This window comes from Dulcicalothrix desertica PCC 7102, assembly GCF_003991905.1.
In the GTDB taxonomy this organism is placed as follows: Bacteria; Cyanobacteriota; Cyanobacteriia; order Cyanobacteriales; family Nostocaceae; genus Dulcicalothrix; species Dulcicalothrix desertica.
On sequence record NZ_RSCL01000024.1, the window covers coordinates 38528 to 53581 of the forward strand.

The 15054-nt window shown below is 37.8% G+C and carries 10 protein-coding genes and 1 pseudogene; 5 read left to right on the plus strand and 6 right to left on the minus strand.

Features of this window, described 5'->3' with window-relative positions; translation table 11 throughout:
* Positions 1-152 precede the first annotated feature (152 nt).
* Positions 153-809 (plus strand): fasciclin domain-containing protein, encoded by a 657-nt coding sequence (locus DSM106972_RS38090; RefSeq protein WP_127085564.1) that lies wholly within the window; start codon positions 153-155, stop codon positions 807-809.
* Between the two features lie 131 nt (positions 810-940).
* Here DSM106972_RS38090 and DSM106972_RS38095 read toward each other — a convergent pair whose 3' ends face one another.
* From DSM106972_RS38095 to DSM106972_RS38105, 3 genes are all read right to left on the minus strand, one after another.
* Positions 941-2665: a fasciclin domain-containing protein gene (locus DSM106972_RS38095; RefSeq protein WP_127085565.1), complete on the minus strand. Its 1725-nt coding sequence runs from the start codon at positions 2663-2665 to the stop codon at positions 941-943.
* A gap of 511 nt (positions 2666-3176) precedes the next feature.
* On the minus strand, positions 3177-5309 hold the full coding sequence (locus tag DSM106972_RS38100) for an amylo-alpha-1,6-glucosidase (protein WP_127085667.1): 2133 nt from the start codon (positions 5307-5309) through the stop codon (positions 3177-3179).
* A 9-nt stretch (positions 5310-5318) separates the two neighbouring features.
* Positions 5319-5993, minus strand: coding sequence for a pentapeptide repeat-containing protein (locus DSM106972_RS38105; protein ID WP_233787361.1), 675 nt, complete (start codon positions 5991-5993; stop codon positions 5319-5321).
* A gap of 245 nt (positions 5994-6238) precedes the next feature.
* Here DSM106972_RS38105 and DSM106972_RS38110 point away from each other — a divergent pair, with 245 nt between their 5' ends.
* The 4 genes from DSM106972_RS38110 (at position 6239) to DSM106972_RS38125 (ending at position 11849) form a co-directional block, all read left to right on the plus strand.
* Positions 6239-7810 (plus strand): hybrid sensor histidine kinase/response regulator, encoded by a 1572-nt coding sequence (locus DSM106972_RS38110; protein ID WP_158632944.1) that lies wholly within the window; start codon positions 6239-6241, stop codon positions 7808-7810.
* 2 nt (positions 7811-7812) lie between these two features.
* Positions 7813-8259 (plus strand): response regulator, encoded by a 447-nt coding sequence (locus tag DSM106972_RS38115; RefSeq protein ID WP_127085567.1) that lies wholly within the window; start codon positions 7813-7815, stop codon positions 8257-8259.
* A 52-nt stretch (positions 8260-8311) separates the two neighbouring features.
* Complete coding sequence (locus DSM106972_RS38120; RefSeq protein WP_127085568.1) at positions 8312-9784, plus strand: ATP-binding protein; 1473 nt, start codon at positions 8312-8314, stop codon at positions 9782-9784.
* Between the two features lie 88 nt (positions 9785-9872).
* On the plus strand, positions 9873-11849 hold the full coding sequence (locus DSM106972_RS38125) for a response regulator (protein ID WP_127085569.1): 1977 nt from the start codon (positions 9873-9875) through the stop codon (positions 11847-11849).
* Here the strand turns inward: DSM106972_RS38125 and DSM106972_RS38130 are convergent.
* The 3 genes and pseudogenes from DSM106972_RS38130 to DSM106972_RS38140 form a co-directional block, all read right to left on the minus strand.
* A complete protein-coding gene (locus DSM106972_RS38130; RefSeq protein ID WP_127085570.1) occupies positions 11838-12431 on the minus strand; it encodes a nucleotidyltransferase family protein in 594 nt (197 codons plus the stop codon). The two genes, DSM106972_RS38125 and DSM106972_RS38130, sit on opposite strands and share 12 nt — an antisense overlap.
* Positions 12432-12475: 44 nt before the next feature.
* Positions 12476-13366 (minus strand): xanthine dehydrogenase family protein molybdopterin-binding subunit, encoded by an 891-nt coding sequence (locus DSM106972_RS38135; RefSeq protein ID WP_127085571.1) that lies wholly within the window; start codon positions 13364-13366, stop codon positions 12476-12478.
* Positions 13297-14958, minus strand: a pseudogene (locus DSM106972_RS38140) (ATP-binding protein); the annotation flags it as partial. The gene DSM106972_RS38135 and the pseudogene DSM106972_RS38140, both read right to left, overlap by 70 nt.
* Between the last annotated feature and the right edge of the window lie 96 nt (positions 14959-15054).

Below are 15054 nucleotides of genomic sequence, written 5' to 3' on the forward strand. Positions count from 1 at the left end.
AGTGCTGAGTGCTGAGTGCTGAGTTCTGAGTGCTGAGTGCTGAGTTGTTAAGCATATTTATTATAAATTTCTTATTTATGCCATTAGACAGAGAAATTATTAAAAATATTATATTAACTTTTGTAAACACGTAGAATTTTTAATGAAAAGCAATGAAGGCAATTGGAATGTTCAAAAAGACGCTTTTAAGCACATTATTACTGGGTGGCGCCATTGCTTTATCAGGTTGCGGACAACCAACAACTGATAATACAACAACTCCTTCGGCTGTGGAAACCGCAAATCCCAATATCTCCCCAGTCGCAGAAATTCCTACTGTTACTGCTACACCTACTGAAACTGTGACTGTAACAGCCTCGCCAACTCCTACAACAGGCGCCACAGGAAGTCAAAATTTAGGACAATTAGCACAAGCTGCATCAAGCCAAGGTCAGTTTACAATTTTAACGAAGGCAGTTAAAGCGGCTGGTTTAGAGCAAAATTTGGGTGGGCAAGGTCCTTATACTGTATTTGCACCTACCGATGCAGCTTTTAATGCTTTACCAACAGGTACTGTGGATAACTTGTTAAAACCAGCCAACAAGCAAAAATTAGTTCAGCTTCTTGGTTATCATGTTGTACCTGGAAGAGTTACATCAAGCCAATTAAAATCTGGAAACGTTAATACTGTTGAAGGTCAATCGCTTAAAGTATCTGTTGATACAGGTGTTACCGTTAATGGCGCCAAAGTTGTGCAAGCTGATATTCCTGCAAGTAATGGTGTTGTTCATGTAGTTGATAAGGTACTTTTACCAGCTAACTTTAAATAGAGAGTTACGTAACCGTAATAAAATACTTGTAGAGACGCAATTTAATCGCGTCTCTACGTGTCTATGTGTATTTTGGTAAATATAATTACTTTGAATGCACAGGCAGGATGCCTGTGCCACAAAACACAAGATTAGAAGTTGAAGCCTACACCTACTTGTATGCCAACATCGGTTTCATCAAGAAATGCTGCATTTACACCACCGTTAAGTGTGAAACGAGAACCTAGTGGGATGTCTAAACCACCAGTTAATAGCAGTCCAACTTCGGCATCGTTATCGGTTTCAATGGCAACACCCGCACCAATGTAAGGTGATATTGGAAATGCTTGGCCTCCTGTTGGGTTGGCTGCACGTGGCGCCAAGTCAAGTGTTAAAGGCACTAATACTGTTGTATTGTCTCCAAATACGGCGCTTGGACGAATAGACAAAAAGTTTGTTAAGCCTATTTTACTGATGACTGCAAAATTACCTTCACCAAGTGATGAGCCACCACCACCAGTTATACCAATATTGCCTGCGGCGCCAATGTAGCTTCTACCACCACGGGTTGCTCGACCGGGTTCAGCACCTGCTTGATCTCCTGAACCACCTAGATTTCTTAAGCTGACATCGGATGGTACTAATACTCTGTTGATGGCGTGGATAACACCGTTACTAGCTGAAATGTCTGCCTGAGTTACTTGAGCGTTATTGACTGTAACTCTATTTTCAGATGTATTAACATTCACATTAACTGGTTTACCTTCGGCAGTGTTTATTTCACCAGTTCTTAATTGGCTAGCTGTTAACTGTCCGGGTACAACGTGATAAGTTAATATTCTAATTAAAGTTTCTCGGTTTTCTGGCTGTTGTAAGCGGTCTAGAGTTTCTTTTGGTAGTCTTGCAAATGCTTCGTCTGTAGGAGCAAATACTGTGAATGGTCCACCCTGTTGCAAGCTTTCTGCTAAACCTGCTGTTTTTAACAACGAGGCTAAAACTGTAAAAGAATTACTTGCTGATGCTGTGGTTACTATGTCACTACCTGTTTGACCAGTTGGTGGTGTAGTAGTTTGAGCAAAACCTACAATATACTGAGCAGCAGGTAAGTTGCTTGCAATGGGTTGCAATCTTCCTTGTCTTACTAATGCTTGGTACACATGTGCGGCAGCATCTGCACGTGTTAGTGGTACTTCTGGATTAAATACTCTAATGTCTGGATAATTAACAACGACACTGGCTTGTGTGGCGCCAGCAACCTGAGATACTGCATAAGTTGGAATGGCGTTTGCATCTGTGTAGGAGCTTGCAAGAATTGCTGTGTCACCACCAGTTAATCCCAAACCACTAGCTAACGAAACGACTGCTTGTACTTTAGTTATTTGCTGGTTTGGTCGGAAAGTATTATCAGGATAACCAGATAAAAATCCTGTTTCAAAAGCTGTTGTAATAGCTTGTGCTGCCCAGAAGTTAGAGCGTATATCTCTAAAACCACCTGTTGGTAGCTGTCTGACCCGGTTTTGATTGAAAGCTTTTTGAATAATTGCCGCAAATTCTGCGCGGGTTACAGGTTGTTCTGGTTTATAAGTACCATCAGGGAAACCTACAATTATGTTTCTTTCTGCAAGCGCTTGAATAAAAGGACGTGCCCAGTAATCTTGACTGACATCAGGAAAATTAACGGTTCCTTGTGTTGGTGCCGGTGTTTGTGTTGGTGTTTGAGATATTTTATTGGATGGGATTGTTAAATCTGATGCGTTACCACCAACTGTTTCCTGAGCTTGAACTGAGGTGGAAGTAACTAATGGGCTAACTGCACCAATCGAGACTCCCATTACCATTACAGTACTTGCTAATAACCGATGCAAATGACTAAACATTCAAATTCACTCCTATGAAATGGCTAAATTTATACGTTGCGCTATTTTGTTTATGTGTGAGTACAAATATTAGAAACCTGATTTCTTTGTCGATATCTTGTAATGAAAACAATGATTTGGCGCGAGAAACCAGGTTTCTAGTTTTTTAACTAAGAACAAAGTAGTGAGGAAGAAGGATAATTAGCACAGCTTCTGTCATCTTAGTATGTTCTTAATCACTTTTTTATTTAAATGTTGAGATTAAATTCTTAAATCATTCTTCAAATAACCTACTTTTATGATGTTGTCTAGATATTTGTCTATCGAGTTGATAATAATAATTTAGCTCCTCCATAGAGAAATACCTTTTGCTATATATATTGAATAGCTTTTATTGGCGCCAAAGTACATCTATCTCTAGCTAGGACGCTCTAGCTTCGTTTTTCTCTGTCTCTGGATTGATTATTGAGTTTCAATTATTTGTCGGGAACATAGATTTATATGTTTTCGTCTGCTTTCGTTTATAAGCTTACTATCTAACTTCAATGTCACCTGATGTAACTGAAGCATCCCAATGAGTTTGCCCATCTCGATGCCAACATTTTAAATCAACTTTACTATTACCAATTTCTAAACGTCTCAGCGTGATTTCTGGCAACCAATCTGGTAAACATGGATTAACGTAAAGTGTATTATTTGGTGCATCAGCACTTAAACCTAATATTGCTTGTAAAAGTTGAAATATTGAACCTGCTGCCCATGCTTGTGGTACATTTGCCTCTATATAAGGAACTGGAAAGGCGCCTGGTTTTTCTTCAATACCTGCATATACTTCTGGAATACGGTAAGATGCAAAATAACTGGCAGCTTCAAATACACTACGTGCCACACGAGCTACTTCTTCAGTGAAACCGTATTTTTTTAATCCTAGTGCAATAATACCATTGTCATGAGGCCAAATTGAACCAAGATGATAAGAAAATGGGTTAAATGCTGGATTTTCGGCGGATAATGTTCTTATTCCCCAACCTGTAAACATATCTTTTGCCATTAATCTTTCTACTACACGACTCGCACGCTCTTTACTTACAATACCACTCCATAAACAGTGACCTGGATTTGAGGCAATAGTTTTTACTGGCTGTTTGTCTTTGTCGAGTGCAAACGCATAATAACCTATGTCATCACACCAAAAGTCTTTTTCAAACCTCGCTTGGAGTTGCGATGCTTTATTACGTAGCTCCGAAGCACTATTATTTTCACCTAAAGCATCGAATACTTCAGCCATGCGTATCCAGGCATCATATACATATCCTTGGAGTTCGCACAAGGCTTTCGGCGCCGAGACCTTACTACCATCAGGATACACTATTGCATCTCCTGAATCTTTCCATCCTTGGTTCTCTATACCATGACTCGAACGAGTTTTATATTCTTGAAAACCATCACCGTCTAAGTCACCATAATTATCAATCCACTCTAAACAGCGTAATGCTGTATCTCTATATGAGTTGAGTAATGAATTATCTCCTAACCATTTCCACGTTTCATGCAAAACTATCAAATATAATACAGTTGCATCGGCAGTACCATAATAAGGTGTATGGGGTACCTTTTGGAAATGCGCTAATTCACCGTTGCGTATTTCATGTAAAATTTTACCTGGCTCTGAATCACGCCAATCATCCCATGTTGTTGCTTGTAGTTGTGACAGTTTTTTTAATGCCCCGCGTGCAAAGCCAGGATGAACTGTTGTAGTCTGTAAGCTAGCAATTAAACTGTCACGTCCAAAAATTGTTACAAACTTAGGAACACCAGCAGCAGGTAGCCAAATATCGTCACCTAAATCATAATCATATAGTCGTAGTGCCGCTAAATCTCTGACAGCTTGTTTGTAGACTCGATAAACTTCTTCGTTTACTGTCGTTAGTTCGGTGACTGACTCAACCCATTTTTGATTCAAATGTTCTAATTTCGAGTTAACTTCTGTATTTACAGCAGAGTCATAACATATATTTGCAGGTTCGCGCGTTAGTTTATCTAAAACTAGAATAAAATTACCACAGGTGTGCCAACTGGCGCCTGGTTCTAATACAATTTCAAAGGTAACGCGACCGTTGGCATAATGAGGTTGAGATGTATAGTTACGCAGTTGGTAAATTATGCTGCGAGAAAAATCTTTATTTTGATAAGTCGTATGTAATTCGTTACGCTGTTTATCCCATCTTGTTTCAATACATCCTCGACGTATAATTTTACCTTGTTGCACTTCTGAAATATCAGCAAAGTCTGAACGTAAGGCAATTTCAAAACTAAAATTAACTTGCTTTGTACTATAATTTGTTATGTCTATATCTTCATGAATACCTCCTTCTACTGTTCTACCCACAGTTAGTGATAAGGTGCCTTTAGGAATAACTCCATCTTCAGTTGTCAATTCTGGATTTATCAGATAAACTTGTGCAGCATAGTATCTTGGTGTTGTAGACCGCAAACGAATCCAAGGTAAAGCATCAGCATACAGAGCGTAGTAACTTAAAAAACGAGTATCGTCTGTAAAAATACCCAAAAATTTATCTTGATTAATCTGCCCATCTAAGTCAGTCACCATAAAAGTGCTGCCGTGGTTAATTGTTAATGATGGAGGGCCAACGGTAACTCGCATGTTCATAGATTAATCTATATGTTTATTTTCTTCTAAAATCGTTCCTTCTAAATTGGCGCCTTCTAATTTAGCTCCACTTAGATTTGCCTCATGTAAATCAGCACTTGTCAAGTTAGCACTACTTAAATCAGCTTGATGTGCGTCAACTCCACTTAAATTAGCTTTATCGAGGTTGGCTGCATTTAAATTAGCTTCGCTTAAGTCAGCGCTACTTAGGTCTGCTTCTATCATTTTTGCTACCGTCAATTCTGAGTGGCTAAGGTTTGCACTATCTAAAATTGCACCCTCTAAAATTGCCCCTTCTAAAATTGCACCTGTTAAATTGGCGCCAGTTAAGTTAGCATTCGTTAAGTTTGCTCCATTCAAGTCAGCATTTTGTAAACTTGCCTGACTTAAGTTTGCTCCGTTCAAATTGGCGCCGTCTAATAAGGCTTCGTCTAATATTATACCAGTAATATTGGCACCTTCGAGTTCTGCTTCGCTTAAATCGACAGCGGTGAAATCTCTTTTACCTCTACCATATTGGTCTAAAATTTCTGTGCCAAGCATAATATATATCAATATGACTACTGTTGCTCGATCTAACCACAAACTTACAGGAGATTCTCCTACCCACAGATAGTTATTTATGAAAATAATTTTATAAGTTTGAAAGTCCCTTAAGGAAACTTTTAATGTCCGCATGGTTGAGTTGATTTAAAAATAACTCTATCTAAAGGTTGATTTTATATAGATAACAACTAAGATTTACGAATAATGGAGTATTTAAATTTGTTATCTACCTTCAATTAGAAAGATTTAACATTTGTTGAGAGTTGTTACTATCGTCGAATAATAGGTGGAGATGTTACATGTAATTTCTCTACTTATCTAAACCAATCTGGGTTTGGATGTATTACCAATGTTATAGATACATTACACAGGTAGCAATGATACAGAATCAAAAGACGGTTCTGATTGTGGACGACAATTATGAAGACCGACAAACTTATCGTCGTTACCTGCTGCAAGATAAGCAATATATCTATAGAATTTTGCAGGCAGAGTCAGCGACTCTTGGATTAGAGTTATGTAAGCAAGGTAAACCTGATGCTATTTTACTCGATTTTGTGTTGCCTGATATGAACGCGCGCGCGTTTATTGAACAATTACAGGTAGAATTTAATACTAATAAAGGTAGTAAATTGCCTGTGGTAATTTTAACTCCTCAGCAAGATGAAGCTTTGGCTGGAGATGACGAAACTTATGATTATTTGATAAAAGAAAAAATTGATGCGGTTTGTTTACGCTTTGCGGTTCACAAACTGATTGAGCAGACTCGCTTAGAGTTAGAGCTTGAGATATCAAAACAGTTTATCAAAACTGCTTTAAGTGAAAGCGAAAAGCGGTTTCGTTTATTTGCTGATAATCTTGATGCCATAATTTGGATTGCTAGTCCAGATTCTAGCCAGCATTTTTATGCAAATAAGGCTTATGAAAAAATTTGGCATCGCTCTTGTGATAGTCTTATTAGTCAGCCACTTTCTTGGCTCGATGCGGTACATCCAGAAGATTATGAGCGAGTTTTGGTCAAGTTACAACAACAGGAAAACGGGCAACTTACTAATATAGAGTTTAAAATTATACGTCCTGATGGTTCGGTTCGCTGGATATGGGATAGAGGTTTTCCGATCCGTGACGAAACAGGAGCGCTTAATTATTATGTTGGTATTGCCGAAGATATTACTGAACAAAAACTTGCACATGAACAAATTCGCCATTTAACAGAAACTTTGGAACAGCAAGTTATGGAGCGTACATCCCAGTTGCAAGCTGCCAATAACGAATTAGAGGCATTTGCTTACACAGTATCTCATGATTTGCGGGCGCCGTTGCGGGCAATGCAGGGTTTTGCAGAGGCATTGGCAGAAGACTATGGTAAGCTACTTGACGAAGTGGGAAACGAATATATTAGTCGAATTGTCAACTCTGCCCAGCGTTTAGAAAATCTAATTCAAGATTTACTCGCTTACAGTCGTCTTAGTCGTACAGATTTATACTTGCAACCAGTCAATTTAAATAACGTAATGTTTGAGGTAATGACTCAGTTAGATGGTGATTTAAAAGCAAAAAACGCTCAAATAGCAATTTCGGCACCGTTGCCTACAGTCTCAGCGCATCCTAATACATTAGCACAGGTGATTGCCAATTTATTGAGTAATGCGATTAAATTTGTAAGAGTTGGTGAACAACCACAGGTACTAATATGGGCAGAAATTACAACTCCAGGATGGGTAAGGTTATGGGTAAAAGATAATGGTATTGGTATAAAAGCTGAACACCATCAACGCATCTTTCGCGTTTTTGAACGTCTACATGGAATAGAGCGTTACCCAGGTACAGGTATTGGGTTAGCAATTGTTCGTAAAGGAGTCGAAAGAATGGGGGGTCGTGTTGGTCTCGAGTCTATAAAGGGACAAGGCAGTAGTTTCTGGATTGAACTGAAAGATGATAGTAGGTAAGTATGACAGCAATACATACCATTTTACTGGTAGAAGATGACCCAAACGAAATTTATTTGACCCAGCGCGCGTTTCAAAAGGCAAATATAAATGTTTCGCTGCAAATTATTGATGATGGAGATAGTGCAATTGCATACCTTAGCGGTGATGGAGAATACGCAGACCGTCAACGCTTCCCCATACCCAAACTGATTTTACTCGACTTGAAACTACCCTGCCGATCAGGACACGAAATCCTGGCTTGGCTCAGACAACACCCTTACCTGAATCTTTTACCTGTGGTTATTTTTACTTCTTCGCGTGAACCCGCTGATGTAAACTTAGCTTATGAGTTAGGCGCCAATTCATACCTCGTAAAACCCAACGGTCTAAAAGCACTAAAGAGAGTCGTAGAAACTTTAACCTTATATTGGCTAGTAGACAACGAACCTCCCGTAAGGGCGGGTTAACCAAGATTCTACATTCTATTTTAAGATATTCCTAAACCCGCCCTCATCGTAAATGCCTCATATCCTTATAATTGACGATAACCCAGATGACCGCTTACTTGTACATCGAGAACTAGAGCGAGAGTTTTCTTCTAGCTTACAAGTTACTGAAATTGGAGACGAATCACAGCTAGAACATGCTTTAGCGATTAATAACTTTGACTTGGTTATCACTGATTACCAACTTTGTTGGAGTAACGGATTGCGCGTACTTTTGAGCATTAAGTCCCATTATCCGAACTGTCCGGTCATCATGTTTACCAGCACCGGGAACGAAGAAATAGCTGTAGAAGCGATGAAAAGCGGGCTTGATGACTATATTATTAAGTCTCAAAAGCATTATTTACGTTTAGCACTAGCTGCACGGTCTACTTTAGCGCGTGCAAAAGCAGAGCATCAAGTATCGCGTCTCGAAAATCGTTTGCAGTCACTTCTAAATAAATTAAATGTAGGTGTGTTTCGTTGTACTATCGAAGGTCGCATATTAGAAGGTAATAACGCATTTTTACGTTTGTTGAATCTGGAAACCGTTTCGGAAGCGCAAATGCTCGATTTACGGCAACTATTTTGGCAACAAGAAAACCCTATTGAACAGCAACAACAATCGAAAGAAATTGCTTTGCATCAAAAGGATGGAAAAGTCAAATGGATTAAGTTATCACAAACTTTAATTACCACAGAAGATGAACCTTTTATTGAGGGATTAATTGAAGATGTTACCGAGCAAAAAGAAGCGGAAACAGCTTTACAAAAACTTAACGAACAGTTAGAGGTAAGAGTACAAGAACGTACTGCTGATTTAGAAGATGTGATTGAGCAGTTGAAAATGTTCGTTGACTCAGTATCTCACGATTTACGGGCGCCGTTGCGAAGCATTCAAGGTTTTGCCGAAGCATTATTAGAAGATTATATTTCCTCATTAGACCCAAAAGGCCAAAATTATCTTCAGCGATTAGTCAGTGCTGCTGAACTAACTGACACTTTAATTGAAAACCTGTTAGATTATAGTAAACTCAGCCGCATAGAATTACAATTAGAACCTGTCGATATTAATGTTATAGTTTCTCAAGTCTTAGCACAAATGGAAGAAGAACTACAGCAAAAACAAGCAAAAGTACATGTTATGAATTCTTTACCTACGGTTTTAGGACACTATACTACATGTATACAGATATTTACTAATTTAGTCTCTAATGCAATTAAATTTGTTCCTCCTAACGTTCAACCAAAAGTTATAATTAGTGCAGAAACTAATCACAATAATTTCATTCTCTGGATAGAAGACAACGGGATTGGAATCAAGCCAGAATATCATGACAAAATATTTGGTGTATTTGAACGTTTACACGGCGTTGAATCTTACCCAGGAACTGGAATAGGCTTGGCTATGGTACGTAAAGGAGTTGAAAGGATGAACGGACGATGCGGAGTTGATTCTGAATTCGGAAAAGGTAGCAAATTTTGGATACAACTACAATCTGTCTAGTAAGAGCGGGTTAACCAAAATTCTACACTTTCTTTTAATATATCTATAAACCCGCCCCATACTAAAATCCATTCATGTGCGAAGCAAAATGTCAATACACATTCTACTTATTGATGATAACCCCAACGATCGCTTCCTCGCTGCTCGCGAATTGAAGCTAAAATTTGCTCAAGGTATAACATTTGACGAAATAACAAACGAAGAAGATTTCGAGCAAGCACTATTAACAGGTAATTTAGATTTAGCAGTAACCGATAACAAGCTACTTTGGATTGAGGGACTAACAGTAGTTAAAAAAATAAAAGATAAATATCCTAATTGCCCTGTTATTATGTTCACAGACAGTGGTAGTGAGGAAATAGCAGTAGAAGCGATGAAAGCAGGTTTAGACGATTATGTTCTAAAAAAGCAACACTATCGTCGTCTTGTTGTTGCCATTGAAAAGTGCTTAGAACAAAAAAGAATTAAAGAAGAGTATGTAGCTAATCAAAAACTCCTCTACGAACACCAAGAGAGATTTAGAGTTGCACAAGATGCTGCAAATTTAGGTATTTGGGACTGGGACTTAATAACAAATACTATTACTTGGAATGATAATCACGAACGATTATTTGGACTGGAAATAGGAAGTTTTGATGGAAGATATGAAACTTTTATTAATTGTGTATATAATGAAGACAGAGATTTAATTAGCCAAGCATTAGAATTTGCTTTAGAAAATAACAGTGACTTTTATCAAGAGTTTCGTGTTGTTTGGTCAGATAATAGTATTCATTGGATAGCGAGTAAAGGACATTTTTTCTACGATGATTCGAGTAAAGCCATAAGAGCTAGTGGTATTATTTTAGATATTACTGACCGAAAAGAGCGTGAAGTTGCACAGCAAAGATATACAGAAGAGTTAGTACAAGCATATAGTGTTCAAGATGAGTTTTTATCGATAGCTTCTCATGAACTACGTACACCATTAAATGCCATATTAGGATGGACGCAATTACTACGTAAATATCCTTTTGATGAAAAAACTCGAAACCAGCGTTTAGAAGTTATCGAACGTAACTTAAAGCGACAACAAGGTGTAGTTGAACAAATTTTAGATATTTCGCGTTTAAAATCTGGACAGATGCAGTTTGAACGTAAAGTTGTTGATTTAAAATCTGTCATCGAAGGCGCCATTGACAGTACGCAATTACCAGTTAGAGCGAAATCGATAAGTTTAGAGTATGTATGTAATGATTCAACAGTAGAAGTATTAGGTGATAAAAGCAAATTATATCAAGTAATTTTGAATTTACTATCTAATGCCATCAAATTTACCCCTGAAAAAGGGACTGTAAAAGTTTGTATTGATGTAAATAGAAATAGTGAGAATAGTGTTCAAATTAGTATTAGTGACACAGGACAAGGAATTAGCGATAAATTTCTTCCTTATGTGTTTGAACAATTTCGTCAAGAAGATGGTTCTCGCACTCGCACTCATCAAGGAGCAGGGTTAGGGTTGACGATAGCAAGAAAGTTAATTGAAATGCATGGTGGCACTATTGAAGCAGAAAGTCAAGGTGTAAATCAAGGAGCAACTTTTACAATTCGACTGCCATTATTAAATAAAGTAACAAGCACAGAAAATACAACTATACAAGGCGCCAACACAAATTATAGTACATTAAAAAATTCTTTACTTAAAGGATTAAAAATTTTGGTAGTTGACGATGAAACAGATACATTAGACTTATTAGTAATGCTTTTAGAAAACGAAGGCGCCACAGTTACCGCAGTTAATTCTGCAACACAAGCTTTACAAATTTTGCAAACAAATAAACCAGATATTTTGATTAGCGACTTAATAATGCCTGATAAAGATGGTTATATGTTACTTGAAGAAGCGAAAACACTTGGTTTACAATGGACTGAACCATTAAAATCAGTAGCAATAAGTGGCTATGCTAATGAATCAAATGATAAAATCATGCGAGCCGGTTTTCAAGCCAGTATATCAAAGCCTATTGAACCTGACGAATTGGTTGATATAATTAATTTTATTACTAACAATTCCTTAGATATTTAATTGCTCATATTCTTCTGGCGTATCAATATCAATGGCGCCTAATTCAAAAGAAACTGTATGTACTAATTTATTATATTTCTGAATAACTTGTTTTGCTCCTGAAGCTGTATTTAAATTCATTAATTCAGGAAAAATCTGACGACTAAAAAGTGCAGGAACTCCTAACGTGTGTTTGTACTCACTTGCTATAATTGGTTTACCCGTAGTATAAAAAGCTTCTACTAGCTGATTAATAATATCTACAGAAATAAAAGGCTGGTCACAAAGTAAAAGTATGGCGCCATCAATATTACTATTATGCTCAAGCGTTTTTATACCCGCTTGAATAGAACCTCCCATTCCTTGGCGCCAATTATGATTTTCGACAATAACAACAGGAAGTTCAGATATCTCATTGCGAATTTGTGAGGCATTTGCTCCGAGTACGACTATAACAGGTTTGCAAACCGAAGCTAGAGCTATTTCTATTGTGTGACGTAAAAAGCTACGTCCTTGAAAGTTTAGTAGCTGCTTAGGTGTACCCATACGAGTAGAGGCGCCTGCTGCTAATATAACTATACCAACTTGCTGTAAACTTTTCATAACTCTCTTGTGGAGCGGGCATCCTTGCCCGCCTTTTAGAAGCTTTATAATAATTTATCAGGTGTAATTGGTAAATCGCGAATACGCTTACCAGTTGCATGATAAATTGCGTTTGCAACTGCGGCACCTGCACCTACAATACCAATTTCACCAACTCCTTTAACTCCCAGTGGGTTTACATAAGGGTATTTTTCATCAAGAAACATGACATCAATATTGGGAATATCGGCATTAACGGGAACGTGGTATTCACCTAAATTGTTATTAACAAAATTTCCATAGCGTTCGTCAAGATGGGTTTCTTCATGCAGTGCTTGACTAATACCCCAAACTATACCACCTATCATTTGTGACTTAGCTGTTTTATGATTTAAAATTCTGCCTGCACCAAAAACACCTAAAAAGCGCGTGACTTTTACCATCCCTAAATCTGGGTCTACTCTAACTTCTGCAAATTGGGCGCCGAATGCGTGCATAGAATATTTCTTGGTTGCACCATCTGGCTTTGATTCTACTTGTGCTGATATTTCTTTTAAATTTCTTCTTGCTAAAGCTTGTTCATAAGTTTCTCCTGGTGATGCATTCAGTTTAGAACGAACTGCCATACAAGCTTCATGTACTGCACTGCCATAACTTGCTGCTCCCCAAGAACCTCCTGAACCGGGAGATTTTGGGAACTGTGTGTCTCCAATTTGCACTTGCACTTTTGAAGGCGCCACATTAAGTGCTTCTGCTGCGACTTGCGTTAATATTGTGTACGTACCTGTACCAATATCAGTTGCAGCAATTTGTATTAGTACTCGTCCATCAGCTAATATTTTTGCTAGCGCTGAAGCTGGTTGTCTATTGGTAGGATAAGTTGCACTTGCAACTCCATATCCAACAGTGAAATTGCTGCATCTGACGAGCAATTTAAAGCATCTGCAACTAAGCAATTTAAATCAGTTAACGAAAGCGGCTTCAGTTCAATTGTATTGATAAAACCTTTATCTTTCTCTATTTTATCAAGTGTTAACATCAATGGATGTGCAGGCGCCACTTCATTATCTCGATAGGCGCCAATCAATAATAAATACTGTGTATTACTTTGCATCACTAATTCGATTAATTTTAACGATGCAGAGTCAGCCCACTGTAAGTCATCAATAAAAATTACTAACGGGTGTTCTTTTGATGTAAATACTTGCAAAAACTTTTGGAATAGTAAATTAAAACGATTTGCTGCTGCACTTCCAAAAAGCTCTGTAACAGGAGGTTGTTTACCAACAATTTCTTCAAGTTCTGGAATTACCTCTATAATTACTTGGCTCTGCTCACCTAGCTCTGCCAAAATTTTGTTTTTCCATGAGTGCAATTGAGCATCTTTTTCACTCAATATTTGCTGCATTAAATCACGAAATGCTTGTACAAATCCAGAAAGAGGAATATTGCGTTGGAACTGGTCATATTTCCCTTTAATAAAATAACCTTTTTTCTGGACAATTGGTCTGTGAATTACATTAATTATAGCCGTTTTTCCAACTCCAGAATAACCCGCTACTAATATCATTTCCGACCGATTGACTTCAGTAAATGGTTTTGCTATACGGTCAAAGGCAGTTAGTAACGTTTTTATTTCAGATTCACGACCATACAGTTTTTCTGGAATGGTAAAGCGGTCAGGAATATCTCGCTTTCCTAACTCAAAATTTGTAAATTCTCCCGTCTCTTTATATATTGAATACGCTTGCTCTAAATCATGCTTTAACCCCAAAGCGCTTTGATAGCGGTCTTCTGCATTTTTCGCCATCAGTTTGGCTACAATGTTAGAGATAACAATAGGAATCTCTGTATTAATTGTAGTAGCTTGTGGAGGCTGCTTTGCTAAATGACAATAAACTAACTCCATTAGGTCATTAGTTACAAACGGCAATTGCCCAGTTAATAGCTCGTAGAAACTGGCGCCTAATGAGTAAAAATCACTACGCCAATCTACTAACCTATTCATTCTTCCCGTTTGTTCGGGAGATATATATGCAAGGGTTCCTTCTAAAACGTTAGGACAACTAGGAGTTTGTGTTTCTCTTGAAAGTAAAGAAGCTATGCTAAAGTCAATTAGCTTTACTTGTTTTCTAGTTGGATTTATTAGGATATTGGCAGGTTTAATATCCTTGTGAATAATTCTATGGTGATATAAATCATTTAGTATAGTAACGATTTGTAAAGCAATGGGGAAAAAATCAGCCAAGCTTATAGGTGTTGCGCTCGTATACTCTTTAAGAGAAATACCACCAAAGTCTTCCATTACCAATGCATAGCTATTTTGGTAATTCTCTAAGCTGTAAGTTCTAACAATGCCTTCATTATCAAGATTTTTGGTGATGGTATATTGGTTGCGAAATTGCACTAATTCGCTAACAGAAGGATAATCACGCCGTAGTAGCTTGATAACAACAGGCTTTTGGTCTTGTTGTCTCACCCCACGATAAACGAGGGTTCTAGTACCTGCGTAGATTTGCTCCCCAATTTGGTAACTAGATAGTATCATCGTCCCTGATATCCCTGAATAAACTATTGTTTGTCTGTTGTTTGCCTATTATTCCCACTTTGCTACGTAGAATTAACAGAAACCGGGTTTTTATGT

Coding starts and splice junctions, on each gene's coding strand:
- DSM106972_RS38090 (WP_127085564.1), top strand. CDS start 153: ATGAAGGCAATTGGAATGTTCAAAAAGACGCTTTTAAGCACATTATTA.
- DSM106972_RS38095 (WP_127085565.1), bottom strand. CDS start 2,665: ATGTTTAGTCATTTGCATCGGTTATTAGCAAGTACTGTAATGGTAATG.
- DSM106972_RS38100 (WP_127085667.1), bottom strand. CDS start 5,309: ATGCGAGTTACCGTTGGCCCTCCATCATTAACAATTAACCACGGCAGC.
- DSM106972_RS38105 (WP_233787361.1), bottom strand. CDS start 5,993: ATGCGGACATTAAAAGTTTCCTTAAGGGACTTTCAAACTTATAAAATT.
- DSM106972_RS38110 (WP_158632944.1), top strand. CDS start 6,239: ATGATACAGAATCAAAAGACGGTTCTGATTGTGGACGACAATTATGAA.
- DSM106972_RS38115 (WP_127085567.1), top strand. CDS start 7,813: ATGACAGCAATACATACCATTTTACTGGTAGAAGATGACCCAAACGAA.
- DSM106972_RS38120 (WP_127085568.1), top strand. CDS start 8,312: ATGCCTCATATCCTTATAATTGACGATAACCCAGATGACCGCTTACTT.
- DSM106972_RS38125 (WP_127085569.1), top strand. CDS start 9,873: ATGTCAATACACATTCTACTTATTGATGATAACCCCAACGATCGCTTC.
- DSM106972_RS38130 (WP_127085570.1), bottom strand. CDS start 12,431: ATGAAAAGTTTACAGCAAGTTGGTATAGTTATATTAGCAGCAGGCGCC.